Source organism: Methylohalobius crimeensis 10Ki (genome assembly GCF_000421465.1).
GTDB classification, from domain to species: domain Bacteria; phylum Pseudomonadota; class Gammaproteobacteria; order Methylococcales; family Methylothermaceae; genus Methylohalobius; species Methylohalobius crimeensis.
The window spans coordinates 1,129,442-1,153,148 of the sequence record NZ_ATXB01000001.1; the positions used below are offsets into that span (position 1 = coordinate 1,129,442).

Below are 23,707 nucleotides of genomic sequence, written 5' to 3' on the forward strand. Positions count from 1 at the left end.
GGATTGATATGGCACGAGTGACGGTTGAAGATTGTCTGGAACACGCCGAGAATCGGTTTGAACTGGTGCTGCTGGCAGCCAAGCGCTCCCGCCAGTTGCTGGGTGGCGCGGAACCTTTGTTGACCGAAAAAAACGACAAAGCGACGGTGTTGGCTTTGCGGGAAATCGCATCCGGAAAGCTCGATATCCACAAACTTCAAGATTTGGATATGGACGGCGGCGTCGCCGCGGCCAGGGAAGAGGTACCGGAAAAACCCATGAGCTAGAGAAATTATTATGGCGGAGCCGGCCTTGATCGATCGGCAGGGCAGCCGATTGCACCGAACCAAGCACCCCCCGAAGGGGGGTTCGAGCAGTCCAACCGAGCGTCCTCAGGATGCTCTGGCAGAATCCCTAATCGAATCGATCGCCGGCTATTCCGAACCGAAACAGATCGAAGCGGTTCGGCAAGCTTTTCGATTCGCCGATGCCGCCCATGCCGATCAATTTCGCCTGAGCGGCGAGCCGTATATCTGTCACCCCTTGGAAGTGGCGTTGATCCTGGCCAAGGAAATGCGCATGGACGTGGCCGGCATCATCGCCGCCATCCTGCATGACGTCATCGAAGATACGCAGGTCACCAAGGAAGAATTGAGCGATTTGTTCGGCCAGGAGGTGGCCGAATTGGTGGATGGCGTCACCAAGCTCACCCAGTTGGACAGCAAGTCCAAACAGGAGGTCCAGGCCGACTCTCTGCGCAAGATGATTTTGGCCATGGCCAAGGATTTGCGGGTGATTCTGGTCAAGCTGGCCGACCGTCTCCACAACATGCGCACCCTGGGGCCGATGGCGATGGACCGGCGCCGTCGTTTCGCCCGCGAGACCCAGGACATCTATGCACCCTTGGCCGATCGTCTGGGAATGCACCGGAAGCGCCTGGAGCTGGAGGAATTGGCGATGCAGGCCATTTATCCGATGCGCTACCGGGTGTTGAAAAAGGCGATCAAGCGGGCCCGGGGCAATCGCAAGGAAGTCATCGGCACCACCGAGCAGGCCATCTGTGAACGCTTACGCGAAGCGGATCTTCGCTGCGAGATTTCCAGTCGCGAGAAGCACATCTACAGCATTTATAAAAAAATGTGCGTCAAGGGATTATCCTTCCGCCGGGTTTACGATGTCTATGCGGTGCGTGTCCTGGCGTGCGATCCGGATGAATGCTATCGTGCCCTGGGCGTGATGCACGGCCTATACAAGCCCATTCCCGGCCGCTTCAAGGATTATATCGCCCTGCCCAAGGATAACGGCTATCAATCCCTTCACACGGTGGTGGTGGGGCCTTACGGGGTGCCGGTGGAGGTTCAGATTCGCACCCGGGACATGCATCGAATCGCCGAAAACGGCATCGCCGCCCATTGGCTGTACAAGAAGGAGATCGACCAAAGCGACGCCGCCAAGGCCCGCGCCTATGCCTGGATCAACGAATTCCTCGAGCATCAGAAGAACGAAGGGGGGTCGCTGGAATTCCTGGACAACTTGAAAGTCGATCTTTTCCCTTCCGAGATTTACGTTTTCACCCCTCAAGGCGATATCATCAAACTTCCGCGCGGCGCCACCGCCCTGGATTTCGCTTACGCCGTGCATACCGAGATCGGCGATACCTGCGTCGGCGCGCGTATCAACGGCCAGATGGTTCCCTTGCATACGGTGCTTTCCAACGGCCAGACGGTGGAGGCGGTCACCCAAAATTGGGCGCGGCCGGATCCCTCCTGGCTCAATTACGTGGTCACCGCCAAAGCGCGCAGCGCCATCCGCAATTATTTGCGCAATCTCAAAACCCAGGAGGCGGTCAGGTTGGGCCGCCGCATGTTGGAAGCGGAATTGCGCAAGCTGAATTTGAGTCTGGAGGTTTTGCCTGCGGAACAAATCGACAGCAGGCTCCAGGCCATGGGTTTCGAGCGGTTGGATGATTTGCTCGAGGCCATCGGCTTGGGCGATCGCATGGCCCTTTTGGTGGCGAGGCAGCTGACCTCGGATAGGGAAGGCGTGGACGTGGCGTTGGACGAAGGACCGGGGAGCGGGACGCCGTTGCTCATCCAGGGGACCGAGGGCATGGTGGTGAACCTGGCTCGCTGTTGCCGGCCGATTCCGGGGGACGCCATCGTGGGCTTTTTCAACCCCGGCAAGGGGCTGGTGGTGCATCGCAGCGAATGCAAGAACGCCCTCGAGTTTCAGAAGAAGCAAATCACCTGGGTTCGGGCGGAATGGGACAGCCAGGCGAAGGGGGATTTTCCCGTGGAACTGCGGGTGGTTCTGTGGGATCGCCGCGGAACCTTGGCCGAAGTGGCCTCGGCCATCGCCGAAAAAGGCGCCAACATTGAAAACTTCCAAGTGACCCAGCAGGACAGCCATACCAGTACCGACGTCATCACCCTGACGGTCAAGGACCGCGTTCATTTGGCCCGTATCATCCGCAGATTACGCAAAATTCCGGTGGTGTTGCGTATTCAGCGAACCAAAGCCTGAATGGCGGCGAGTGCCGCTGCCATCCCTTCGGTTGTAACCCTTCAAGGCGTCGGCCCGGCGTTGGCGACCAAGCTGCAGCGGCTTGGCGTTTGCGATGTGCGCGATCTGCTCCTGCATGCCCCCTCGCGCTACGAAGATAGAAGACAGGTGATGCCCATTGCCGCCGCTCGCCGCGATAAAGTCTTGATCGAAGGGGAAGCGGTCTCCACGACTATCGTCGGACGCCGCCGACCGATCTTGCTATGTCGCTTGCGGGATGACAGCGGCGAGCTGGATCTATGCTTTTTTCATTTCCATGCCGGCTTGTGCCATCGCCTCACTCCCGGCAGCCGTTGGCGCTGTTACGGAGAAGTGCGGCCGTCGAGGTACGGCCAGAACGCGAGGGACGAGGGGTTCGAAATGGTGCATCCGGAATTGGAACCGGCCGATCGCGCGACCGCCGGCATCTTGCCGATCTATCCCACCACCCCGGGAATCAGTCAAAACCATCTGCGCCGCCTGATAACTCAAGCCTTGGCGTCGCTCGATGCCGGCGATTGGCTGCCTACCTTGCCCCCCGCGTGTTTGCCGGCCTGGGGGAAGACATCCTTGGAGACCGCCTTGGCGAAAATGCACCGACCGCTTTCGGAGGATCGATGGGACGGCGGCGAAGGGGCTCGGCGCCGATTGGGATGGGAGGAGTTGCTGGCCCATCAGTTGGCGTTCCGCAGGCAGGGCCGATCGCGCCGGGAAAATAAGGCGCCGCCGCTGGTGGCGGACCCGGAAAAAATCCGAATTTTACGACGATCGTTACCGTTTCGCCTGACCTCGGCGCAGGAGCGGGTGATTGCCGAAATTCAAGCCGATTTGTCCCGCAATCGACCCATGGGGCGATTGTTGCAGGGGGATGTGGGGTCGGGCAAAACCGTGGTGGCGGCCCATGCCGCCCTGGCGGCGGTCAGCGCCGGCTGGCAAACCGCCTTGATGGCGCCGACCGAACTCTTGGCCGAGCAGCACTATCGGACCTGGGAGCGTTGGTTGAGCCCGCTGGGTATTGCCACCCAATTGTTGACCGCCCGCCAGGGCGGCTCGGAGCGGAAGGAGACCCTGGAGGGCGTGGCGGCGGGTGAGGTGGATGTCTTGCTTGGAACCCACGCCTTGTTTCAGCGGGATGTTCGCTTCTCCCGTCTGGGGTTGGTGATCGTGGATGAACAGCACCGTTTCGGCGTGGACCAGCGTTTGGCCCTCAAAGCCAAGGCGGATGGGCCATCTCCCCACTACTTGGTGATGACCGCCACGCCCATTCCCCGAACCTTGGCCTTGCTCCGCTATGCCGATTTGGAAGTATCGGCGATCGACGAGCTTCCTCCCGGGCGCGAGCCGGTGCAAACCCGTGTGATGGGCGAAGATAAGCGAAGCGAGTTGATCGAGCGTCTCCGGGCTTGGATCGGCGGGGGGCGGCAAGCATACTGGGTTTGCACCTTGATCGAGGAGTCCGAGGTGCTGGCCGGTGAAGCGGCGGAGAAGACCGCCGAAAACCTGCATCTGCAACTGCCCGAAGTCCGGGTCGGCCTGGTCCACGGCCGAATGAAGGCGGAGGTCAAGGATCGAACCATGGCGGCCTTCAAGGCGGGCGAAATCGATTTGCTGGTGGCGACCACCGTGATCGAAGTGGGGGTGGATGTGCCCAATGCCGGCCTGATGGTGATCGAAAACGCCGAGCGTTTGGGGCTGGCCCAATTGCACCAATTGCGCGGCCGGGTCGGACGGGGGCCGGGTCGCAGTTACTGTATTCTTCTCTATAAACCCCCTTTGGCGGAAAGTGCCCGTCGCCGCTTGGCCTACTTGCGCGAGTGCTACGACGGTTTCGCCCTGGCGGAGAGGGATCTGGCGCTGCGCGGACCCGGCGAAGTACTGGGCACTCGCCAAAGCGGGGCGCTACGGTTTAGAATAGCCGATCCCCTGCGCGACCGCGATCTATTGCCCGATGTACGCCGGGCGGCCGAATGGCTGGAGCGGCACGCGCCTCAAGCGGTCGATTCCTTGCTCACTTTCTGGGTCGAGGAAGGCGATCGTTACGCCAATATTTGAAATCTCAGCGGTCGCGCGGGCTCCGGCGGTTTGCCTTCCGGGACGCCGTGAACCCGTCCCTGGGGGCTTCCCCCCTCCCTTGCCCTCCCCCAACGGGGGGAGGGCAAGGGAGGGGGGAAGCGAACGCCCTCCAGGCAAACCGCCGGAGCCCTTTCAATCCGAGAGCGTTGGATTTGTAACGAGCTTTTAAAATTTTATTGTAAAGTGCACTTGAGCCGACATTCCCGTAGTTTTGTATTGGCCGCCGAACCGGCTTGGTTTCCGATTCGCTCGCCACGCGCCCGCCGCGTCCCTTCCCGAGTGCAAACCTGGCTGGCCGAATCCGGCTCCCTGACCGCGAGGCTGCAAGCGACCACGGGTTCCATTCGGGTCCGACGGTTGTATGAAGGGTGGGGGCGCCCGTTTTTGACTGAAGCCCGCGGGCTTAAGATGCCCTGGGGACGTTTGGTTTGGGTGCGGGAGGTTTGTCTGGAAGGGCCCGGCGGACCGCTCCTGATGGCCCGCAGTGTGGCTTCCGCGGCGACCTTGACCGGTCCCGGTATCGGTGTCGCCCGTTTGGGCAACCGTCCCCTGGGCGCGTTCCTTTTCACTCACCCCGGCGTGGAACGATTGAGCATGGAGTGGGCGCGCTTGAACGATGCGGTTTGCCGGCCCTATCGGGCGGAGGTATTTCCCCGCTGGGGGCGGCGCGCTTTGTATCGAATCGGCCGCGATCGCCCTTTGCTGGTCAACGAGTTTTTTTTGCCCGCGGTTTTCGCTTTGGAGGAGGACGATGGATTGGCGTGAGCGTTTGACCCAATACTGGCATTTGATGCGATTCCACCGTCCCATCGGCATGCTGTTGCTGTTGTGGCCGGCGCTGTGGGCCCTATGGATCGCCGGGGAGGGGAGTCCCGACGGCAAAATCGTATTGGTGTTCGTGTTGGGGGTGGCGCTGATGCGCGCGGCCGGCTGCGTGATCAACGATTTTGCCGATCGCAGGATCGATCCCCATGTGACCCGCACCCGCGATCGGCCCCTCGCCGCCGGTCGGGTGACTTCCAAGGAAGCGCTGGCATTGTTTGCAGGGCTGTGTCTGATGGCATTCTTGTTGGTATTGCAGCTCAATCGCTTGACCGTCGCCTTGTCGGTGGTCGCCTTGTTTCTGGCCGCTTCCTATCCGTTCACGAAGCGTTATACCCACCTGCCCCAGGCGTATTTGGGGTTGGCTTTCGGCTGGGCGATCCCCATGGCGTTCACGGCACAAACCGGAACGCTCCCGGGCGTGGCTTGGTGGTTGCTGCTTTCCGCGGTGTTATGGGCGGTGATCTACGACACCATGTACGCCATGGTGGATCGGGACGACGATTTGAAAATCGGCGTCAAGTCCAGCGCCATCCTGTTCGGGCGTTACGATCGATTGATCGTCGGCCTTATCCAAGGGGCGATGCTGGGCGTACTGATTTGGGTGGGCTATCTGCAGAACCTGGGCGGGGGCTATTGGCTGGGACTTTTGGCGGCGGCGGGGATGGCCGCCTATCAGCAGTTTTTGATTCGCGACCGAAATCGGAGCGAGTGTTTCCAGGCGTTTCTGAACAACAATTGGTTCGGGGGGGTGATTTTTTTAGGCATCGCCTTGGATTATTGGATCTGACGGTCGGCCCGCGCCAAGATCCAGACTTCCACACGGCTCGCCCCGGCGCGTTTCAAAGCGGCGGCCACTTCATGGGCGGTGGTGCCGGTAGTCATCACGTCGTCCACGACCGCGATCCGGCAACCGTCGACTGCTTTCGAGGCCTGAAACGCACCGCGCAAGTTTTTTCGGCGTCCCTGGGCGTCCCGGGTATATTGGGGCGGCGTGAACCGGGTCCGGCGGCATAGGCGGGGGGTTAAGGGAAGCCCAAGCTGTTTGGTAAGCGGACGGGCGATTTCCAACGCCTGATTGAACCCGCGCTCCCGGTAGCGCGCCGGATGCAAGGGAACCGGCAGCAGACAGTCGGGCGGAAGAAGCGTGCCTAACTGTTCGGCCATGATCTCTCCCAGCAGCCGAGCGCACTCCAACCGTCCTTGGAATTTGAGCGCATGAATCAACCCCGGTACCGGCGGTCGGTAGTGCCAGAGCGGATAGGTCCGGTCGAAGGCCGGCGGTTTTTTGAGGCAAGCGCCGCAGATCAGGCCGGGTCGGTATGGGTCCCTTTCTGCGTCATCCAAGCGCCGGGGGGGACGGTCCGGGACACGCTGTGAATACCTCCGTGTACGCTCGGATCGCAGCATCCCTGCTGCGAACGGCCCCGGACCGTCCCCCCCGGCGCTTAGCCCGTGAGTGTCAATCGTGCTTGCTTCGGGGCTGCTCAAGGGCAGGCCGCATTGGCGGCAGAAATGCGCCAACCACGGCAGCATCGCCCGGCAGGGTCGGCACAAATCCAGTCCGGCGTGTCCCGGCTCGCCGCACAACAGGCAGCGGGGAGGATAGAATAGCCGTTGTAGAAAATTTAGCCAGTGGTTAACCTTGTCTGCTCCCCGAGGTTGACAGCGCCCCGTTTTTCTCTATGATCGCCGTATTCACTTTAGTTTAGAAAACGACAAGGAGTTGCGACATGGCGGTTTCCCGCGCCGAAGTTTTCCCGGACGATCTACGTCACGATTGGACTCAGGAGGAAGTATCGGCTTTGTTCGAGCTTCCCTTTAGCGATCTTATCCATCAAGCTCAGACCGCCCATCGGCGCTATTTCGATCCCAACGAGGTTCAAGTCAGCACCCTCTTGTCCATCAAGACCGGGGGGTGTCCCGAGGATTGCGGCTATTGTCCCCAAAGCGCCCGTTACGACACCGGTCTCGAGCGCGAACGATTGATGCCGTTGGAGGACGTCCTCGCCGCGGCTGAAGCGGCCAAAGCCAAAGGCTCGAGTCGTTTTTGCATGGGGGCCGCTTGGCGGTCGCCCAAGGATCGCGACATCGAACAAGTGGCGGAAATGGTGACGGCGGTCAAGGATTTGGGGATGGAAACCTGCATGACTTTGGGAATGCTCACCGATACCCAGGCCCGGCGTCTCAAAGAAGCGGGACTCGACTACTATAACCACAACTTGGATACTTCGCCCGAGTTCTATCCCCGGATCATCACCACCCGTACCTACGAAGACCGTCTCGATACCCTGAATCACGTGCGCGGGGCCGGCATTCACGTGTGCTGCGGCGGCATCGTGGGCATGGGGGAGGGTCGCGCCGACCGGGCCGGGCTGCTGCGGGAATTGGCGAATATGCCGCAACATCCCGAAAGCGTGCCGATCAATTTGCTGGTCCAAGTGGAAGGCACGCCCTTGCATGGCAGCGATTCCCTCGACCCGTTCGAGTTCGTCCGCACCGTGGCGGCGGCCCGAATCCTGATGCCCGCGTCCCGAGTGCGTCTTTCCGCCGGTCGCACGGACATGAACGACGAAATGCAGGCGCTCTGCTTTTTGGCCGGGGCCAATTCGGTGTTCTACGGCGAGAAGCTTTTGACCACCGACAACCCGGAAAGCGAGGCCGACCGGCATTTGTTCGAGCGCTTGGGGATTCGTACCGCCGGGTGCGATGCCCACTGATCTGGAGAAGGGGCTCGAGGAAGCACTGGCCCGGCGGCAAGCGGACGGGCTATACCGTCGCCGCGTCACGTTGGAATCTCCGCAGGGCGCGGAGGTCGTGGTGGCGGGCCGCAAGCGGGTCAATTTCTGCAGTAACGACTATCTGGGCCTGGCCGCCCATCCCGAGGTCGTTCGGGCCTGGCAGCGGGGCGCGGAGCGCTATGGCGTGGGCAGCGGCGCTTCCCACTTGGTTTGCGGGCATATGACGCCCCACCGCGCCCTGGAAGAAGAATTGGCCGAATTCACCGGGCGTCCGCGGGCGCTGCTTTTCTCCAGCGGTTATCAAGCCAATCTGGGGGTGGTGACGGCGCTCGCCGGGCGTGGCGATTGGGTGTTGGAAGACCGCCTCAACCATGCCTCTCTTCTGGACGGGGCCCGCCTCGCCGGCGCTCGGCTCAAGCGTTTCCCTCACGGCGATGCAGCGGCTTTGGAAACCCTGCCACACCGCGCCCGCCTGATCGCCACCGACGGGGTTTTCAGCATGGACGGCGATTTGGCGCCGCTGCCTCAATTGGCGCAACGTTGCCGGGATCATGCCTGCTGGCTGTATGTGGACGATGCCCACGGCTTCGGCGTGCTGGGGGAGAAGGGGGCCGGAATTTTGGAACACTTTCGTCTCGGCCGGAGCGATGTGCCGATCCTGATGGCCACCCTGGGCAAGGCGCTGGGGGTGTGCGGGGCATTCGTCGCCGGAGGGGACGCGTTGATCGAAACCTTGATTCAACAGGCGCGCACTTACATCTATACCACCGCCCTGCCGCCGGCGGCGGCGGAGGCGATTCGAGCCAGCCTGCGCCTGGTGCGGAAAGAAAAATGGCGGCGCGAACATCTGGAGGCGCTGATCGCCCGTTTTCGCGCCGGAGCCGATGCGCTGGGGTTTTCTCTCTCGCCGTCCCAAACCCCCATTCAACCGCTGATTTTGGGAAGCAGCCGGCGCGCCTGGGAAGTGAGCCGGAAGCTCCGGGAGCGAGGCTTTTGGGTGGCGGCGATCCGCCCGCCGACGGTGCCCGCGGGTACCGCTCGTTTGCGCATCACCCTGACCGCCGCCCACACCGAAACCCAGGTGGATGGTTTGCTGGACGCGCTGGCACGCAGTCTATGAATACGCTTTACACGGAAACCTTCGGTTGCGGTCCGCGGTTGGTTTTGGTTCATGGTTGGGCGATGCACTCGGGTGTCTGGCGGGAGATGGCCGAATCTCTGGCGGCGGATTTTCAAGTTACCTGCGTGGATCTTCCCGGACACGGTCGCAGCCCGGCTTGGGACGAGTGGACTTTGGCCGATACCGCCGCGGCGTTGGCGGAATTGGAAATGGGCCCGGCCTTGTGGCTGGGCTGGTCGCTCGGAGGACAGGTGGTATTGGAGTTGGCTCGACGCTATCCGGATCAAGTTTCAGGTCTCATTTTGCTGGCCGCCAATCCCCGTTTCGTTGCCGGGGGGGATTGGCCCGGCATGTCCCCGACCGGGTTCGAATCCTTCGTGGAAGGTGTCGAAAGTGATGCGGGCAAAGCATTGAATCGTTTTTTGGCCTTGGCTTGCCGAGGAGCGGTCGATCCCAAGAAATGCTTGCGCCGTTTGCAGTCCGGCTGGACGAAATATCCACCGCCTTCCTTGACCACCCTCCGGCAGGGCTTGGCGATTCTGCGGCAAGCGGATCTTCGCGGCGATTTGAATGCAATCGCCTGCCCGGCTGCGGTGGTCGCCGGGCGGGAGGATTGCTTGGTTCCCTTTGCAGCCGCCGAGCGTTTGGCGAAAGGGCTGCCGCAGTCCCGTTTGTCGGTTTGGGATGACGCCGGTCATGCCCCCTTCCTTAGCCAGCCGGAAAGGTTGGTCAAACTGGTGCGGGCATTCGGCTTATGAGTTGGGACAAGAACTGGATGCGGCGATCCTTCGATCGCGCCGCCAAAAGCTACGACCGTTTGGCCGGATTGCAAAGACAAATCGGCGAGCGCCTCCTGGGAAATCTGCCGCAGACAGTCGCTCCGGGGTGGCTTTTGGATATCGGCGCGGGCACCGGTTGGTGTGCGCATCAATTGAGTCGCCGCTACCCGGGTCGACCTTTGATGCTGGTGGATATCGCCGAAGGCATGTTGCAGCGGGCACGCCGCCGGCAATGGGGGAGAGCCGCCGGTTTTGTCGTGGGTGATGCTGAAACACTGCCTTTGGCCGATGATTGCTGCGGACTGATCGTGTCCAATCTCGCCCTCCAGTGGTGTCTCAAGCCCGAGCAGGCCTTTGCCGAGATGGGCCGGATTCTCCCACCCGGCGGCGTCTTGCTGTTCAGCACTTTCGCCGCGGGAACCCTGGAAGAATTGCGCCAGGCGTGGCGCCAGGTGGACGACTATAGCCATGTCAATCCATTCGTCGAACCCGAGCGTTTGATTCAATGCCTGTCCCGGGCCGGATTCAGCCATTGGCGTTTGGAGCGCGAGTCGATCTCGCTGCCGTACGCTTCGGTGCGGGCATTGCTGCATGAGATCAAGGGCATCGGTGCCCACAACGTCACCCTCGACCGGCCCCGGCATTTGCTGGGCAAGGGCGCGCTCGAATCCCTGGAAAATGCTTATCCAGGCCGATCGGACGGGATACGCGCCAGCTTCGTACCTGTATATGGCGTGGCGGTCAAATGACGGCGGTTGCTCTGTCGGGCGAGTTCACCGCGTCCCGGTAGGCAAACTGCCGGAATCCGACGCCATAGATTCTAAGCTGGCATGATTCCGTTCTTCTTGGTGCAGCCAGAGCAAGAAGATGACCGCCGTCCCGACGACACCCATCATCGCTCCCGGTCCCCAGATGAGGATACCGCCCAGTTGTTGGTCCATCAATCGGTCGATGTGCCAGCTTCCCTCCAAGACGTCGTAAACCTGATAGAGGGGAAACTTGTTGAGGGTGATATAGGCCCCCAACAGGGTATTGGGGATTGTGACCAGCCATAGCACGATCAACCGCATCCCGTAGGACAAGCGCGCTTGGGGGCGCGGATCGGCGATCAGCCACCAGAAGAAAAAGCCGGTCACAATCATGCTTAAATGCATGGCGTCATGAAGTCCGGGATCGCGTACCGCGAGGTCATGCAATGCGGGAATTTGCCAGACGATCAGGGTGGCGATGAACAAGAAGGGTGCGATGATCGGGTGACTGAGAAAGCCGTACAGAGCTTGCATCACCCGGCTGCGAATCAAGGGAACCAGGAGGTAACGGCGCGAGGTTCTGGGAAGCCCCTGGATCATCGGTCCCAACGGCAGGCCGAGGATGGTGAGCAGCGGCCCGAACACTCTAAGCAATAGGTGTTCGATTTGATGGATGAAAAGGAAATGGTCGGATAGGGGTTCGATGGGAGATTGCAGCCCCACCCAAAAGCATCCCACACCCGTTAAAAAGACCAAGGTACGTGCCCGGGATACGGGCTTTTTTTGCCGGCAGCGTTTCCACCAACCGCGGAAGTAAACAGCCAACGTGAGAAGAAGCGGCAAGGCGATGGCCGGGGTGAATTGCCACATGGACCAGAAATGGTCTTTTTCCTGAAATTCACCATGGGCGATTGCCGGTCCGGCAACCCAATACCCCAAAAACATGAGGGTAACGCCTAACGACAGGGAAATACGTGAACGATCGGGCATCGGAACAAAAGTTTGATCCAGGTTAAAGTCGACGCCGGATTCGGCAATGCTGCTTGCGGCGGGTAATCTCATAGGGTACATTAAATCGGGTTTATTAGTGCGTTTTGCGGCTTTGAAATCGACCGTCAGCCACCCCCGTCAGGCATGATTCGGCATCGGCAGGGCGAACAGCCCCGCGAATATCAGTGGATATTGCGGCCCAACGCGTCTTTGAACCGGCGCCAGGCAAAAATGTTGATCGGTGTGATGGGTTTGGGGATGGCGGCAATTGGGACGGGATTTGCGCTGGCGGGTGCATGGCCTGTTCTACCGTTCTCCGGGGCCGAACTTTGGTTGCTTGGATATGGTCTGACTCGCAGTATGCGGGAAAGTGCCATCCGCGAGATTATCACCCTCGATCGGGAAAAGCTTCGAATCGAGCGCGCCGTACCCGACGTTGAACGATTTCATGAATTCTTGCGGGCTTGGGTACGGATTGAATGGTCCGGTCCGACGCGCTTAAACGAATGTGGACGGCTATATGTCGGTTCCCATGGCAAGCAGGTAGAGATCGGCGCCTTTTTGATCGAAGAGGAAAAGCAGGCGCTGGCACAATCATTACAACAAGCCTTGTCATCCGAATTTTAATTTGTGTGGTTGATCAACATGAGGGGAGTTTTCCGTGATCCTATTTAATCTCAGCCGGTTGTTTCTCGCGGTAGCCCTAAGTTTGGGGGCGGCGGCTGCATGGGCCGATTACCATGTCAACATCCCCGTGGGGCCGACGGAAACCAGCCGTATGATCTACGGCTTCCACATGTACGCCATCTGGGTGTGTGTGGGAATCGGGGTCGTGGTGTTCGGGGTGATGTTTTACTCGATCATCAACCACCGCAAGTCCAAGAACCCCGTGCCGGCCAGTTTTCACGAAAACACCAAGCTCGAAATCATTTGGACGGTTATTCCGGTGCTGATTCTGATCAGCCTGGCGATACCGGCCACCAAAGCCTTGATCAAGATCGAAGATACCAGCGGCTCGGATATGACGATCAAGGTGACCGGCTATCAATGGAAGTGGCACTACGAGTACCCCGAAGAAGGCATCAAATTTTTCAGCAGCCTGGACGAGGAAAGCAACCGGGCGCGCCAAATGAATTCCGGTATGGATCCGGAAAAAGTACCCAATTACTTGTTGAACGTCGATCATCCCTTGGTGGTGCCGATCAACAAGAAAATACGTTTTATGATCACGGCGGCGGATGTTCTTCACGCCTGGTGGGTACCGGCATTCGGTTGGAAGAAAGACGCGATCCCGGGGTACATCACCGCCGCTTGGGCCACCATTGAAAAGCCGGGTCTCTACCGCGGTCAATGCGCCGAACTGTGCGGCCGCGATCACGGTTATATGCCTATTGTGGTCAAGGCGGTGACTCAGGAGGAATACGATGCTTGGGTTGCCCAGTGGAAGCAAAGTCGCGGGGCTGCGGAAGCAGAAGGATCGTGGGGCATGGACCAGGCCATGAACATGGGTAAGTCCGCTTACAACACCCATTGCGCCAGCTGTCATAAGGCCGACGGCAGCGGCATTCAGGGTACTTTTCCCGCCTTGGCGGACAGCCCCGTAGCGACGGGGGATGTCGACCAAATGCTGGCGGTTGTCCTGGAAGGCAAGGGGATGATGCCCGCTTTTGGCCAGGATGAAAATATCAGCGATGAAAGTCTGGCCGCGGTGATCACCTATGTCCGCAATGCTTTCGGAAACGAGAGCGGGGATCTGGTGAAACCGGAAGCAATCGCCGAGCTTCGCTGAACGAATTGACTGAAAACTACGAGAGGTAAGTGGCATGGCAACGGTAGCGGATACGCATGACGCGCATCATGAACACGGTCCCGCCAAAGGTTGGCTGCGGTGGATAACCACCACGAATCATAAAGACATCGGAACCCTCTATCTGGTCTTCGCGATGCTTATGTTCCTGGTGGGCGGAGCGATGGCGTTGATCATCCGGGTGGAGTTGTATCAGCCCGGCTTGCAATGGGTCGATCCCCATTTTTTCAATCAGATGACGACGCTGCACGCTTTGATCATGGTGTTCGGGGCGGTGATGCCGGCGTTCGCCGGTTTTGCCAACTGGATGATCCCGCCGATGATCGGCGCGCCGGATATGGCCTTGCCGCGCATGAACAACTGGAGTTTCTGGTTGCTGCCGTTCGCGGGCGCGCTGTTGAGCTCGACCCTGTTCATGGACGGCGGCGCGGTGGCTGCCGGCTGGACCTTGTATCCGCCGCTGGTGCTGCAGATGGGCAATTCTTTGCCCTTCACCATCTTCAGCGTGCATTTGCTGGGGATGTCCTCGATCATGGCGGCGATCAACATCATCGTCACCATTTTCAATTTGCGTGCCCCGGGCATCACTATGATGAAGATGCCGATGTTTTGTTGGGCATGGTTGATCACCGCCTTTTTGCTGATTCTGGTAATGCCGGTGCTGGCGGGCGCGGTGACCATGCTGCTGACCGACAAATATTTCGACACCAGTTTCTTCAATCCGGCCGGCGGTGGGGATCCGGTGCTGTTCCAGCATTTGTTCTGGTTCTTCGGGCATCCGGAAGTGTACATCATCATTCTGCCGGCCTTCGGGATCGTCTCCCAGGTGATTCCCACTTTCTCCCGCAAGCCGTTGTTCGGTAAAAACTCCATGGTGTACGCCACCGCGGTAATCGGTTTCCTGTCTTTCATCGTTTGGTCCCATCACCAGTTTACGGTGGGAATGCCGGTGCCGGCGGAATTGTACTTCATGTACGCCACCATGCTGATCGCGGTCCCCACCGGGGTGAAGGTGTTCAACTGGCTGGCCACCATGTGGAAGGGGGCCTTGACCTTCGAGACTCCGATGCTGCATGCCTTGGGGTTCCTGGTGCTGTTCGTCTTGGCCGGTTTCACCGGGATCATGATGTCCCAGGCACCGGCGGATCTGTATTATCACGATAACTATTTCATCGTTGCCCATTTTCACTACGCGCTGGTGGGCGGCGGGGTCTTCGGTATTTTCGCCGGCTTCTTCTACTGGCTGCCCAAATGGACCGGGGTCAAGTACGACGAGCGATTGGGCAAGTTCCATTTTTGGCTTTCCTTCCTGGGCTTCAACATATTGTTCATGCCTCAGCATTTTCTCGGATTGGCGGGGATGCCGCGGCGGATTCCGGATTACGCGGTTCAGTTCACCGAGTTCAATCAGATGTCCACGGTAGGCGCCTTCATTTTCGGATTCACGCAATTGCTTCTGGTCTACATCGCCTATAAAGCGATCAAGGGAGAAGGTGAAAAAGCCGGCGACGAGGTGTGGGAAGGTGCGAAACACCACGGCTTGGAATGGAATCTTCCGTCACCGATGCCCTATCATCATTCCTTCGAGAAGGTCAATATTTCCAAGGCCATTGAATGGGAGTAAGTATCGTTACGCCCCTCTCTCCGGAGAGGGGCGATGCGGAGATCTAATGGGTAGTCGTAAGAGAAACCTGATTATTGCCGTGGGGTTGGGGCTGCTGGCGATTGCGCTTTATGTTCTAACCATTTTGAATGTTTTCGGCCGCGCGCTGTGAAATCGAGCCGGTCAAGGGTTTGATATAGAAAAACGAAGGGGAGAGTTATGTCGTCTGCAAGCGATAGCTATTATTTGCCTCACAAGGCGAAATGGCCGATTTGGGGCTCCTTGGGCCTGTTCATCTTTATGAGCGGCTTTTCCGCCAAACTGATCGGTTCCGGCGCCGGCGGTTTTTTCATGGTGCTCGGTCTTCTCATTATTCTCGGAATGATGTTCGGTTGGTTCGGGGAAGTCGTCCATGAAAGCGTGGCCCGGTTGTACAACGAGCAGGTGGAGCGGTCCTTCCGCTGGGGAATGATTTGGTTCATCGCCTCGGAAGTGATGTTCTTCGCCGCTTTTTTCGGCACCTTGTTTTATGTGCGCATGTATGCCGTGCCCTGGCTGGGGGGGGAAGGCGCCTCCGGCGTGGGCGAATATACCCATCTGCTCTGGCCGGAGTTCGTCTCGGAATGGCCCACCAACGGTCCCGCCGAGGTGGGGGGCGAGTTCGAACCCATGGGAGCTTGGGGCATTCCAGCGTTGAATACCTTGATTCTGTTGACCAGCGGCGCGACGGTGACTTGGGCCCATTGGGGACTGTTGAAGGACGAGCGTTCCCAGTTCATCAAGGGCTTGATCGCCACGATCGCTTTGGGGTTCGCCTTCGTGCTTTTGCAGGGCTACGAGTATTATCACGCCTATACCGAGATCGGCTTGACCCTGGGTGCGGGGATTTACGGTTCCACCTTCTTCATGCTGACCGGATTTCACGGTATGCATGTGACCATCGGGGCGATATTCTTGACGGTCGTGCTGCTTCGCGCCATGCGCGGCCATTTCGATTCGAGCCACCACTTCGCTTTTGAAGCGGCTGCCTGGTATTGGCACTTTGTGGACGTGGTCTGGTTGGGACTATTTATCTTTGTATACTGGTTCTAAGAAAGGCTTTTCCCGATTCAAGGCGCTACCCGGTAGCGCCTTTTTTTTGGCTGTCTAGAAGTCCGCCTTGAATTCCGTGGGGTTTGATCCACCCTTGGCTGGCGGCGAACAATAGGAACAAAAACAAGACCAAGGACAAGATGATTCGAATGGTCAGCGCTTTCACCGTTCCTTGAGACAGATTTTCGTGCTTGAGGAGATGATAAAGCGCCGAGCCCAGGCTTAGGACAATCCCCAGGAACGCAAGGATAACGAGTAATTTGATCCACATAATGGGTGGGTATGAGTGAGATAAAGATTGAGGATGGTAAAGAGTAGAAGGGGCTATTTCAAACCCAAATGGACATTGACCGCTTTGACTGTCGTGGCGGTGGGGTTGTTCCTTTTGCTGGCGCGCTGGCAGGTGCATCGGGCGGAGGAAAAACAAAGCCTGCTGGATATGAATGAACGCAGGAGGCAGGCGTCGGCGATGGTTTTATCCGGCGACGAGCAGTTGACGCGAAACCGCCTGCGATATCGAAAGGTGATTGTCAGCGGCGTTTGGGATTCCGCTCATCAAATCCTGTTGGACAACCGTACCCGGGGAGGTCGGGTCGGCTACGAAGTATTGACGCCCCTGAAAATCGAAGACTCCCGTCAAACGGTGCTGGTGAATCGAGGGTGGGTCCCCCTGCGCCGGGATCGCAGCCAATTGCCGGATGTATCCTTGGCCAATGAACCAGTGACGGTGCGGGGAATGGCGGATCATTTTTCCAAGCCCGGGATGTCTCTCGAAGGCATGGAAACGCCCACCGAAGGTTGGCCGGCCGTCGTGCAACACATCAACCCCGAGATCATTGCCGAACGACTGGGCCAACCGATATTGGATTTTCAAATTAAAATGGCCCCCGAATTGCCGGACGGCTATTTGCGGGAATGGCGCCTCGACCATATCCGTCCCCATACCAGTTGGGGCTACGCCGTGCAATGGGCGGCATTCGCCCTGATTGTATTGGGTTTATGGATTCGGCACGGCCTTAAACGGGCGCGTGATATGCAAGCAGAAGGTAGCAAGTGACTAAGAAAGCGAAACGAAGCGTCAGCAATGGGTTGATATTTTGGGCGGTCGTCTTGATCGGCGTGTTGCCGATGGTGGCGGCCTGGTATTTGGTTAACCATCCGGGTTGGCTGGGAACGCCCGGCAATCACGGTACATTGATCGATCCGCCCGAAGCGGTTGTCTATGATCTGTTTCAACCGGTGGCGGATGTGCCCTCCCGGCCGTTGAAGGAAATCCGGGGGCGCTGGGTGGTCATCCATTGGCTCCCCGAGCGCTGCGGCAAGGCGTGCCGGGAGAACCTGGCCGATACCGGCAAACTCCACGTATTGCTCAATAAAGACATTCCCCGGGTCAGGCGGATGGTCATTTGGGCGCAGAACCGGACGCCGGAAGCGGAAACCCTGGAGGCTTTGGCCGAGGACGAGCATTTGTATCTCGCGCAAGTGCCGCCCGTCTTTCTCGAGCGCTTGGAAAAGGAAATTCTCGCCACTCCATCCCCCGGAGGGCAGGTGATCCTGATGGATCCCTTGGGAAATTTGATGATGTGGTATGATTCCGAGTTCGATCCTTTCGGCCTTTACCACGATTTGCGTCGTCTGTTGCGCGCCTCGCGGATCGGATGACCGTCCGGTAGCAGTATAAGAATTAGATGTATAAAAAACTCACCTTCATCGCACTCTTGTTGATTTTGACCGTCCTGGCTTCCGGGGTTTACGTCCGGGCGACCGGGGCGGGGTTGGCGTGTCCCGACGTCCCTACTTGCTACGGTTATCTCTGGCCGCCGGAAAAGCCGAGCGCCCAAGCGCTCCAGGCCCATCCCGGCTTTTTGTACGACCCAGTCCAGGCATGGACCCAGATGGGTCATCGGTTGACCGCCGGATTGCTCGGCATCGTCTTGCTGGCACTGGCCGTCCTGGCATGGATTCAGCCGAATCGGCGGATCGCCGTGCTGGGCAGCGGTGGGTTGTTGGGTTTGTATCTACTTCAAGGGGGATTGGGCGCCGCCGTGGTGAAGAGCGGCTTGATGCCGACGCTGGTCACCGCCCATTTGCTGGTGGCGGTATTGATGGCAGCGCTCGCCTGGCGGTTGTATTTGCGCCTTAAACCGGTGGAATGGCGAATTTTGGAGACCCCATCCGGCTTGCGCCGCTATGCCGCGCTGGCATGGTGGGTCGCCCTGGGCCAGATCGTCTTGGGCGCTTGGGTCGGCGCCAATTTCGCCACCCTGGCGTGTCCCGATTTTCCCACTTGCCGAGGGGTGTGGTGGCCGGATTTGGATTGGCACGCCATCGCCTTCTGGGAGCAATGGCAAGGGGGCCTGACCGCCTGGACCTTGCCGGATGCCCAAGCCAGGATCACGATCCACTGGCTACATCGGGTCGGTGCCGCCTTGGCATTCGTGGTGCTGTTCGGCTTGGGAATCGGTATCAGTTCCAACCCCAAAGTCCCGCATCTGAGTAAGACGGGCATATTACTGAATTTCCTGCTGTTGGTGGAGATCGCCTTGGGGCTGGGCGTGTTGCGATACATCCAGCCGGCATTGACGGTGGCGCACGGGCTGGTGGGCGTAATCTTGTTGCTGACGGTCGGCGCGGTCAGATTCCATCTCCGCTATGCGCCGCCTTTACCGGAAGCGGTGGCGCCGCCCGCCGAGGAAGCGCTCCGTCCGCCGGCCGTGGAAGCCGAGGTATTGCCTCCGCCGCCGAAGCCGGAAACCCTGTATGACCGCCTCAAGAGCCAACTGGGAAAAACCCGCCGGGGGTTGACCGGATTTCTGGCGGGTCTGCCGTTGGCCGGCAAGACCCTGGACGACGAGTTGGTCGAGGAGATCGAAACCCATCTGCTGATGGCGGATGTGGGGGTGGATGCGACCACCGAAATCATCGACCGTTTGACTTCCAAGTTGGAGCGTCACCAGCTACAAGACAACACCGAGGTGATGCGGACGCTACGCGATACTTTGTCGGAGATCCTGGAGCCGAGCAGCCGGCCTTTGCACATCGATCCGGATGCCAATCCTTTCGTGATCCTCGTGGTAGGGGTCAACGGCGTGGGGAAAACCACCACCATCGGCAAATTGGCCCAGCGATTCCAACGCCAGGGCCAGCGGGTGATGTTGGCGGCGGGGGACACTTTCCGCGCCGCCGCGGTGGAACAACTCCAAGCCTGGGGAGAGCGTAACCAAGTGCCGGTGATCGCTCAGCAAACCGGCGCCGATTCCGCGTCCGTGGTCTTCGATGCCCTCGAGGCGGCCAAGGCCCGGCAGATCGATGTGTTGATCGCCGATACCGCGGGCCGCTTGCACACCAAGTCCAACCTGATGGAGGAATTGGCCAAAATCAAGCGAATCATGGCCAAACTCGACCCGGCCGCTCCTCACGAGGTGCTGTTGGTCTTGGATGCCACCACCGGTCAAAACGCGCTGGTTCAAGCCGAGCAATTCCATCGAGCCGTGGATTTGACCGGATTGGCTTTGACCAAGCTGGACGGAACCGCCAAGGGCGGCGTGATTTTCGCCTTGGCCAAGCGGTTCGGAATTCCGATCCGCTTCATCGGCATCGGCGAAGGCATCGACGATTTGCAGGATTTCGACGCTGAGGCCTTCGTGGACGCGTTGTTCGCCGATCAGCTCCAGGAAGAACAAGCGGTTACGGTGCATTAATGCCATTGAAGTCGCCGATAGACTATGATGTTAATTGGTTGGATTGCCCGGTTTTAGACGCGAGTGGGCGGAATCGGTTTAACCTGGAAATCAACGGGTTTTAATTCTCGCGTGCTGAAGTTCGATCAGGTCAGCAAACGCTATCCCGGCAGCGGAGATGCCTTGACTCGACTGAGCTTTCAGGTTTCGCCGGGAGAAATGATTTTCATTACCGGCCATTCCGGCGCCGGTAAAAGCACTTTGCTGCGCTTGGTCGCCCTGATGGAGCGTGCGACCCGGGGCACGATTTTCCTGAACGGCGTCAATTTGAGCCGCTTGCCGGATCGCCGGATCCCGTTTCTGCGCCGCAAATTGGGCCTGATTTTTCAGGATTACCGCTTGCTCTACGACCGCAGCGTTTTCGACAATGTGGCTCTGCCGCTGTTGATCGCCGGGTTCGGGTCGGAAGAAATCGGGCGCCGGACGCGCGCCGCTTTGGACAAGGTCGGTCTGGCAGGATACGAGCGTCGTTATCCGATGACTTTGTCCGGCGGGGAACAGCAACGGGTCGGCATCGCCCGCGCCATCGTCGCTCGCCCCCCCTTGATTTTGGCCGACGAGCCGACGGGGAACCTGGATCCCGAATTGTCCCTGGAAATCCTGGAAATGTTCCGGGATTTCAACCGGGTCGGCGTCACCTTGTTGATCGCCAGCCACGACCAAAATCTGGTCAGTCGATTCGCGCATCGGGTCATTCATCTGGATCGCGGTCGCCTGGCAGCATAATCCGCTTATGTCCAAAAGCCCATCCTCTCACTCGCCCCGACTCCCCCGGTTACGCTCGCGGTTGCGTCATTACGGGCGGTTGCATGGTTATGCGCTGTTTTCCAGTTTGGGGGCCTTATGGCGCAATCCTTGGGTGACGGTCATGACCCTGATGGCCATCGGCGTGACCTTGGCTTTGCCGTTGACGTTTTATCTGACTCTCGACAATCTTTACGCCTTGAGCGGACGTTTCGAGGAGAGTTGGCGGATTTCCCTCTATCTGCAACCCGAAGTGAGCGAGTCCGAGGGAATCGAGTTGTTGACCAAGCTTCGCGGGCACGAGGCGGTGGCTGCGGCCAAACTGATCGACAAAGAGGCCGGATTGGCCGATTTTCGGCGTTATAGCGGGTTTGGCGAAGTGCTGGACGCCCTGGAAGAGAATCCGCTCCCGGTGGTGATCGAAGTATTGCCCGAAAAACGCTGGCGTACTCCCCAGCGCCTCCGAACCTTGGTAGAGGAATGGCGGGAATACCCGGCGGTCGATCTCGCCCAATGGGACATGCATTGGTTGCAACGACTGCGGGCTCTGCTGCAGATGGCCGAGCGGGGCGGAATATTGCTGGGAGGGATTCTGGGCTTGGCGGTCTTGTTGACCGTGGGCAATACGATTCGCTTGGAGCTGCAAAGCCGGCAACCGGAGATCGAGGTCATGAAGCTTTTAGGCGCCACCCACCGATTCATCCGTCGCCCCTTCCTGTACGCGGGATTCTGGTATGGCTGGATGGGGGGGTTGCTGGGCTGGTTGACGGTGGGCGGGATATGGTTGGCTTTGCAACCTCCGGTGCAGCGTTTGGTCGCTTTGTATAACGGCAGTTTTTCCCTGCATTTCCTGTCTTTGGGCGAAATCCTCGAATTTTGGATGTTTTCTTGTGGCCTGGGCATGCTTGGTGCGTGGTTGGTGGCTACCCGTCATTTGTGGCGGCTCAAGGTCTAATTTGGAACCCGGGGAGCTTCCTTTGGAAACGAAACCGGCCAGGGAACTCTCTAAACGATTGGCACTCTCATGAAAGTGATGCTAATCTCAAAGGCTGCTCGGTAGCGCTTCAAATAAAAAAGGAGGGACGGAATGAGTAACGCATTGGCACTTCCCGGTATCGGCACATCCATCAGCTCCGTCAGCGATTACCTCGCTGCCGTCAATCAGATCCCGGTCTTGAGTGCGGAGGAAGAAAGGGCGTTGGCGACGCGTTACCGCGAAGAAGACGACATCGAAGCGGCCAGACAACTGGTATTGTCCAACTTGCGCCATGTGGTGCCCATCGCCCGGGGCTATCTGGGATACGGCTTGCCTTTGGCGGATCTGGTTCAAGAAGGGAATATCGGTTTGATGAAAGCGGTCAAGCGCTATGATCCGAGCTTGAGAGTGCGGCTGATTTCCTTTGCCGTCCATTGGATCCGGGCGGAAATTCACGAATTTGTATTGCGCAACTGGCGGATCGTCAAAATCGCCACCACCAAAGCCCAGCGCAAACTCTTCTTCAACCTGCGCAAAGCTCGAAAACACCTCAGTTGGCTCAATCAAAAAGAAGCCGAGACGATCGCCGAGGATCTGGGGGTGAAAGTGGAAACCGTGCGGGAAATGGAACAGCGCCTGAACGGCCAGGATATGGCGTTTGACGTCGGTAGCAGCGAAGAAGAGGGGCAATTTGCCCCCGTGCAGTATCTGGCCGGCGAGGCCGATGCCGACCCGGCCCGCCAATTGGAAGACAGCGAATGGCGGCTTCTTACCCAGGAGCGCTTGCGTCAGGCCTTGAGCCGTTTGGACGAGCGCAGTCGCGATATTCTCGCATCCCGTTGGCTGGGGGAGAAGAAGGCCACGCTGCACGAGTTGGCCGATCGTTACGGCGTCTCCGCCGAACGCATCCGTCAATTGGAAAAAAGCGCCATCCTCAAGCTCAAGGAACGCATGGTGGAAGGGGCCGCTTGAGTCGTCAAGGCCAGGGCAGGTAGTGATCCACCAGCAAAGCGGCGAAGATCCCCATCAGATAGATAATGGAGTAACCGAAGGTGCGCATGGCCAGGCGGCCGTCTTCGGGGCGGCGGCGGAGTTGCCAGGCCAGATACAGGAATATTCCCCCCAGAATGACCGCGGCCGCCAAATAGATCAGGCCGCTCATCCGGGTTAAATAAGGTATCAAGCTGATCACGAACAATAAAATCGTGTAGAGGAATACTTGCAGGCCGGTGAATTCCACCCCGTGGGTGACCGGCAGCATGGGGATGTCCACCTGGGCGTATTCATCCCGTTTGGCGATCGCAAGCGCCCAGAAGTGGGGCGGTGTCCACAGAAAGATAATCAAAAACAATAAAACCGAATAGGGATGCACCACACCCAACACGGCGGCCGATCCCAGGATCGGGGGGACCGCCCCGGCCGCGCCGCCGATGACGATGTTCTGAGGCGTGGCCCGTTTCAAAAAGACGGTGTAGACCACCGCGTAGCCGATCAAGGAAAGGCAGGTCAATACCGCCGTCAACCCGTTGGTCCATACCACCAGAATCACCATGGACGCGACGCCGAGCAGGGAGGCGAACATCAGCACATGGCGCGGTTGGATCTCCCCTCGGGGAAGGGGGCGTTTGCGTGTCCGCCCCATCACCGCATCCGCGTGGCGATCGAGATAGTGATTGAAGGCCGCCGCCGACGCCGCCGCCAAGGCGATGCCCGAAGTTCCGGCCAAAAGCGGTTGCCACGGCACCATGCCGGGTACCGACAGAAACATCCCCACCACCGCGGTGAACACGATCAAAGCCACCACCTTGGGTTTGCACAGGTTCAGATAGGCTCGCCAGAGGGGTATCTGCGGGGAGGTCGACGTATTCGTTTTCATCGGCGGGAAGGGAATCGTTTACAATAGAACCCTGCATTTTATACTAAATCCGTGGGAATTTATGTGATCACTCTG

The 23,707-nt window shown here is 59.1% G+C and carries 23 protein-coding genes and 1 pseudogene; 19 read left to right on the plus strand and 5 right to left on the minus strand.

Going from position 1 to position 23,707, the window contains the following annotated elements:
* Window positions 1-8: 8 nt before the first annotated feature.
* The 5 genes from rpoZ (at window position 9) to ubiA (ending at window position 6,205) form a co-directional block, all read left to right on the plus strand.
* Window positions 9-266 carry a DNA-directed RNA polymerase subunit omega gene (gene rpoZ / locus H035_RS0105780; protein ID WP_022948052.1) on the plus strand — a complete coding sequence of 86 codons (258 nt, stop codon included), beginning with the start codon at window positions 9-11 and terminating at the stop codon, window positions 264-266.
* Between the two features lie 10 nt (window positions 267-276).
* A complete protein-coding gene (locus H035_RS18405; protein ID WP_022948053.1) occupies window positions 277-2,502 on the plus strand; it encodes a RelA/SpoT family protein in 2,226 nt (741 codons plus the stop codon).
* Window positions 2,503-4,572 carry an ATP-dependent DNA helicase RecG gene (recG, locus tag H035_RS0105790; protein WP_022948054.1) on the plus strand — a complete coding sequence of 690 codons (2,070 nt, stop codon included), beginning with the start codon at window positions 2,503-2,505 and terminating at the stop codon, window positions 4,570-4,572.
* Window positions 4,573-4,782: 210 nt separating this feature from the next.
* Complete coding sequence (locus tag H035_RS0105795) at window positions 4,783-5,358, plus strand: chorismate--pyruvate lyase family protein (protein ID WP_161624005.1); 576 nt, start codon at window positions 4,783-4,785, stop codon at window positions 5,356-5,358.
* The gene (ubiA, locus tag H035_RS0105800) at window positions 5,345-6,205 is read left to right on the plus strand and encodes a 4-hydroxybenzoate octaprenyltransferase (RefSeq protein ID WP_022948056.1); all 861 of its coding nucleotides are present in this window, start codon (window positions 5,345-5,347) and stop codon (window positions 6,203-6,205) included. Before H035_RS0105795 ends, ubiA begins: the two co-directional genes overlap by 14 nt.
* Here ubiA and H035_RS22640 read toward each other — a convergent pair.
* Complete coding sequence (locus H035_RS22640; RefSeq protein WP_321162853.1) at window positions 6,193-6,825, minus strand: ComF family protein; 633 nt, start codon at window positions 6,823-6,825, stop codon at window positions 6,193-6,195. The two genes, ubiA and H035_RS22640, sit on opposite strands and share 13 nt — an antisense overlap.
* 81 nt (window positions 6,826-6,906) lie before the next feature.
* Window positions 6,907-7,023: pseudogene (locus tag H035_RS22590) on the minus strand (double zinc ribbon domain-containing protein); the annotation flags it as partial.
* 125 nt (window positions 7,024-7,148) lie between these two features.
* On the opposite strand from H035_RS22590, the gene bioB reads away from it, so the two are divergent.
* From bioB to bioC, 4 genes are read left to right on the plus strand one after another with little or no spacing between them, the layout of a single operon-like run.
* On the plus strand, window positions 7,149-8,135 hold the full coding sequence (gene bioB / locus H035_RS0105810) for a biotin synthase BioB (protein ID WP_022948058.1): 987 nt from the start codon (window positions 7,149-7,151) through the stop codon (window positions 8,133-8,135).
* Window positions 8,125-9,276: an 8-amino-7-oxononanoate synthase gene (bioF, locus tag H035_RS0105815; protein WP_022948059.1), complete on the plus strand. Its 1,152-nt coding sequence runs from the start codon at window positions 8,125-8,127 to the stop codon at window positions 9,274-9,276. Before bioB ends, bioF begins: the two co-directional genes overlap by 11 nt.
* Entirely contained in the window at window positions 9,273-10,034 is a 762-nt protein-coding gene (bioH, locus tag H035_RS0105820) for a pimeloyl-ACP methyl ester esterase BioH (protein WP_022948060.1), read from the plus strand. Before bioF ends, bioH begins: the two co-directional genes overlap by 4 nt.
* A 17-nt stretch (window positions 10,035-10,051) precedes the next feature.
* A complete protein-coding gene (gene bioC / locus H035_RS0105825; RefSeq protein ID WP_161624006.1) occupies window positions 10,052-10,804 on the plus strand; it encodes a malonyl-ACP O-methyltransferase BioC in 753 nt (250 codons plus the stop codon).
* A 24-nt stretch (window positions 10,805-10,828) separates the two neighbouring features.
* Here bioC and H035_RS0105830 read toward each other — a convergent pair whose 3' ends face one another.
* Window positions 10,829-11,794 (minus strand): cytochrome c oxidase assembly protein, encoded by a 966-nt coding sequence (locus H035_RS0105830; protein ID WP_161624007.1) that lies wholly within the window; start codon window positions 11,792-11,794, stop codon window positions 10,829-10,831.
* Window positions 11,795-11,938: 144 nt separating this feature from the next.
* Between H035_RS0105830 and H035_RS0105835 the strand changes: the two genes are divergently transcribed.
* From H035_RS0105835 to H035_RS0105855, 4 genes are all read left to right on the plus strand, one after another.
* Window positions 11,939-12,421, plus strand: coding sequence for a DUF2244 domain-containing protein (locus H035_RS0105835; RefSeq protein ID WP_022948063.1), 483 nt, complete (start codon window positions 11,939-11,941; stop codon window positions 12,419-12,421).
* Window positions 12,422-12,455: 34 nt separating this feature from the next.
* Window positions 12,456-13,583 carry a cytochrome c oxidase subunit II gene (gene coxB, locus H035_RS0105840; RefSeq protein ID WP_022948064.1) on the plus strand — a complete coding sequence of 376 codons (1,128 nt, stop codon included), beginning with the start codon at window positions 12,456-12,458 and terminating at the stop codon, window positions 13,581-13,583.
* 34 nt (window positions 13,584-13,617) lie between these two features.
* Window positions 13,618-15,225 (plus strand): cytochrome c oxidase subunit I, encoded by a 1,608-nt coding sequence (gene ctaD / locus H035_RS0105845; RefSeq protein WP_022948065.1) that lies wholly within the window; start codon window positions 13,618-13,620, stop codon window positions 15,223-15,225.
* A 198-nt stretch (window positions 15,226-15,423) separates the two neighbouring features.
* Window positions 15,424-16,296, plus strand: a complete 873-nt coding sequence (locus H035_RS0105855) for a cytochrome c oxidase subunit 3 (protein WP_022948067.1) — start codon at window positions 15,424-15,426, stop codon at window positions 16,294-16,296.
* A 25-nt stretch (window positions 16,297-16,321) separates the two neighbouring features.
* On the opposite strand, the gene H035_RS18415 is transcribed toward H035_RS0105855, so the two are convergent.
* Window positions 16,322-16,567, minus strand: a complete 246-nt coding sequence (locus tag H035_RS18415; RefSeq protein WP_022948068.1) for a twin transmembrane helix small protein — start codon at window positions 16,565-16,567, stop codon at window positions 16,322-16,324.
* Window positions 16,568-16,600: 33 nt separating this feature from the next.
* Here H035_RS18415 and H035_RS18420 point away from each other — a divergent pair, with 33 nt between their 5' ends.
* The 6 genes from H035_RS18420 to rpoH all read left to right on the plus strand — a co-directional run bounded on the left by H035_RS18420 (window position 16,601) and on the right by rpoH (window position 22,728).
* Complete coding sequence (locus H035_RS18420; RefSeq protein ID WP_022948069.1) at window positions 16,601-17,353, plus strand: SURF1 family protein; 753 nt, start codon at window positions 16,601-16,603, stop codon at window positions 17,351-17,353.
* Window positions 17,350-17,958: a hypothetical protein gene (locus H035_RS0105870; protein ID WP_040574351.1), complete on the plus strand. Its 609-nt coding sequence runs from the start codon at window positions 17,350-17,352 to the stop codon at window positions 17,956-17,958. The genes H035_RS18420 and H035_RS0105870 overlap by 4 nt, the downstream gene beginning before the upstream one ends.
* A 26-nt stretch (window positions 17,959-17,984) precedes the next feature.
* A complete protein-coding gene (gene ftsY / locus H035_RS0105875; RefSeq protein ID WP_022948071.1) occupies window positions 17,985-19,997 on the plus strand; it encodes a signal recognition particle-docking protein FtsY in 2,013 nt (670 codons plus the stop codon).
* 111 nt (window positions 19,998-20,108) lie between these two features.
* Window positions 20,109-20,762: a cell division ATP-binding protein FtsE gene (gene ftsE, locus H035_RS0105880; protein WP_022948072.1), complete on the plus strand. Its 654-nt coding sequence runs from the start codon at window positions 20,109-20,111 to the stop codon at window positions 20,760-20,762.
* A 7-nt stretch (window positions 20,763-20,769) separates the two neighbouring features.
* The gene (ftsX, locus tag H035_RS0105885; protein WP_022948073.1) at window positions 20,770-21,735 is read left to right on the plus strand and encodes a permease-like cell division protein FtsX; all 966 of its coding nucleotides are present in this window, start codon (window positions 20,770-20,772) and stop codon (window positions 21,733-21,735) included.
* 132 nt (window positions 21,736-21,867) lie between these two features.
* The gene (rpoH, locus tag H035_RS0105890; RefSeq protein ID WP_022948074.1) at window positions 21,868-22,728 is read left to right on the plus strand and encodes an RNA polymerase sigma factor RpoH; all 861 of its coding nucleotides are present in this window, start codon (window positions 21,868-21,870) and stop codon (window positions 22,726-22,728) included.
* A 4-nt stretch (window positions 22,729-22,732) separates the two neighbouring features.
* Here the strand turns inward: rpoH and cyoE are convergent, their stop codons facing one another.
* A complete protein-coding gene (cyoE, locus tag H035_RS0105895; protein ID WP_022948075.1) occupies window positions 22,733-23,632 on the minus strand; it encodes a heme o synthase in 900 nt (299 codons plus the stop codon).
* Between the last annotated feature and the right edge of the window lie 75 nt (window positions 23,633-23,707).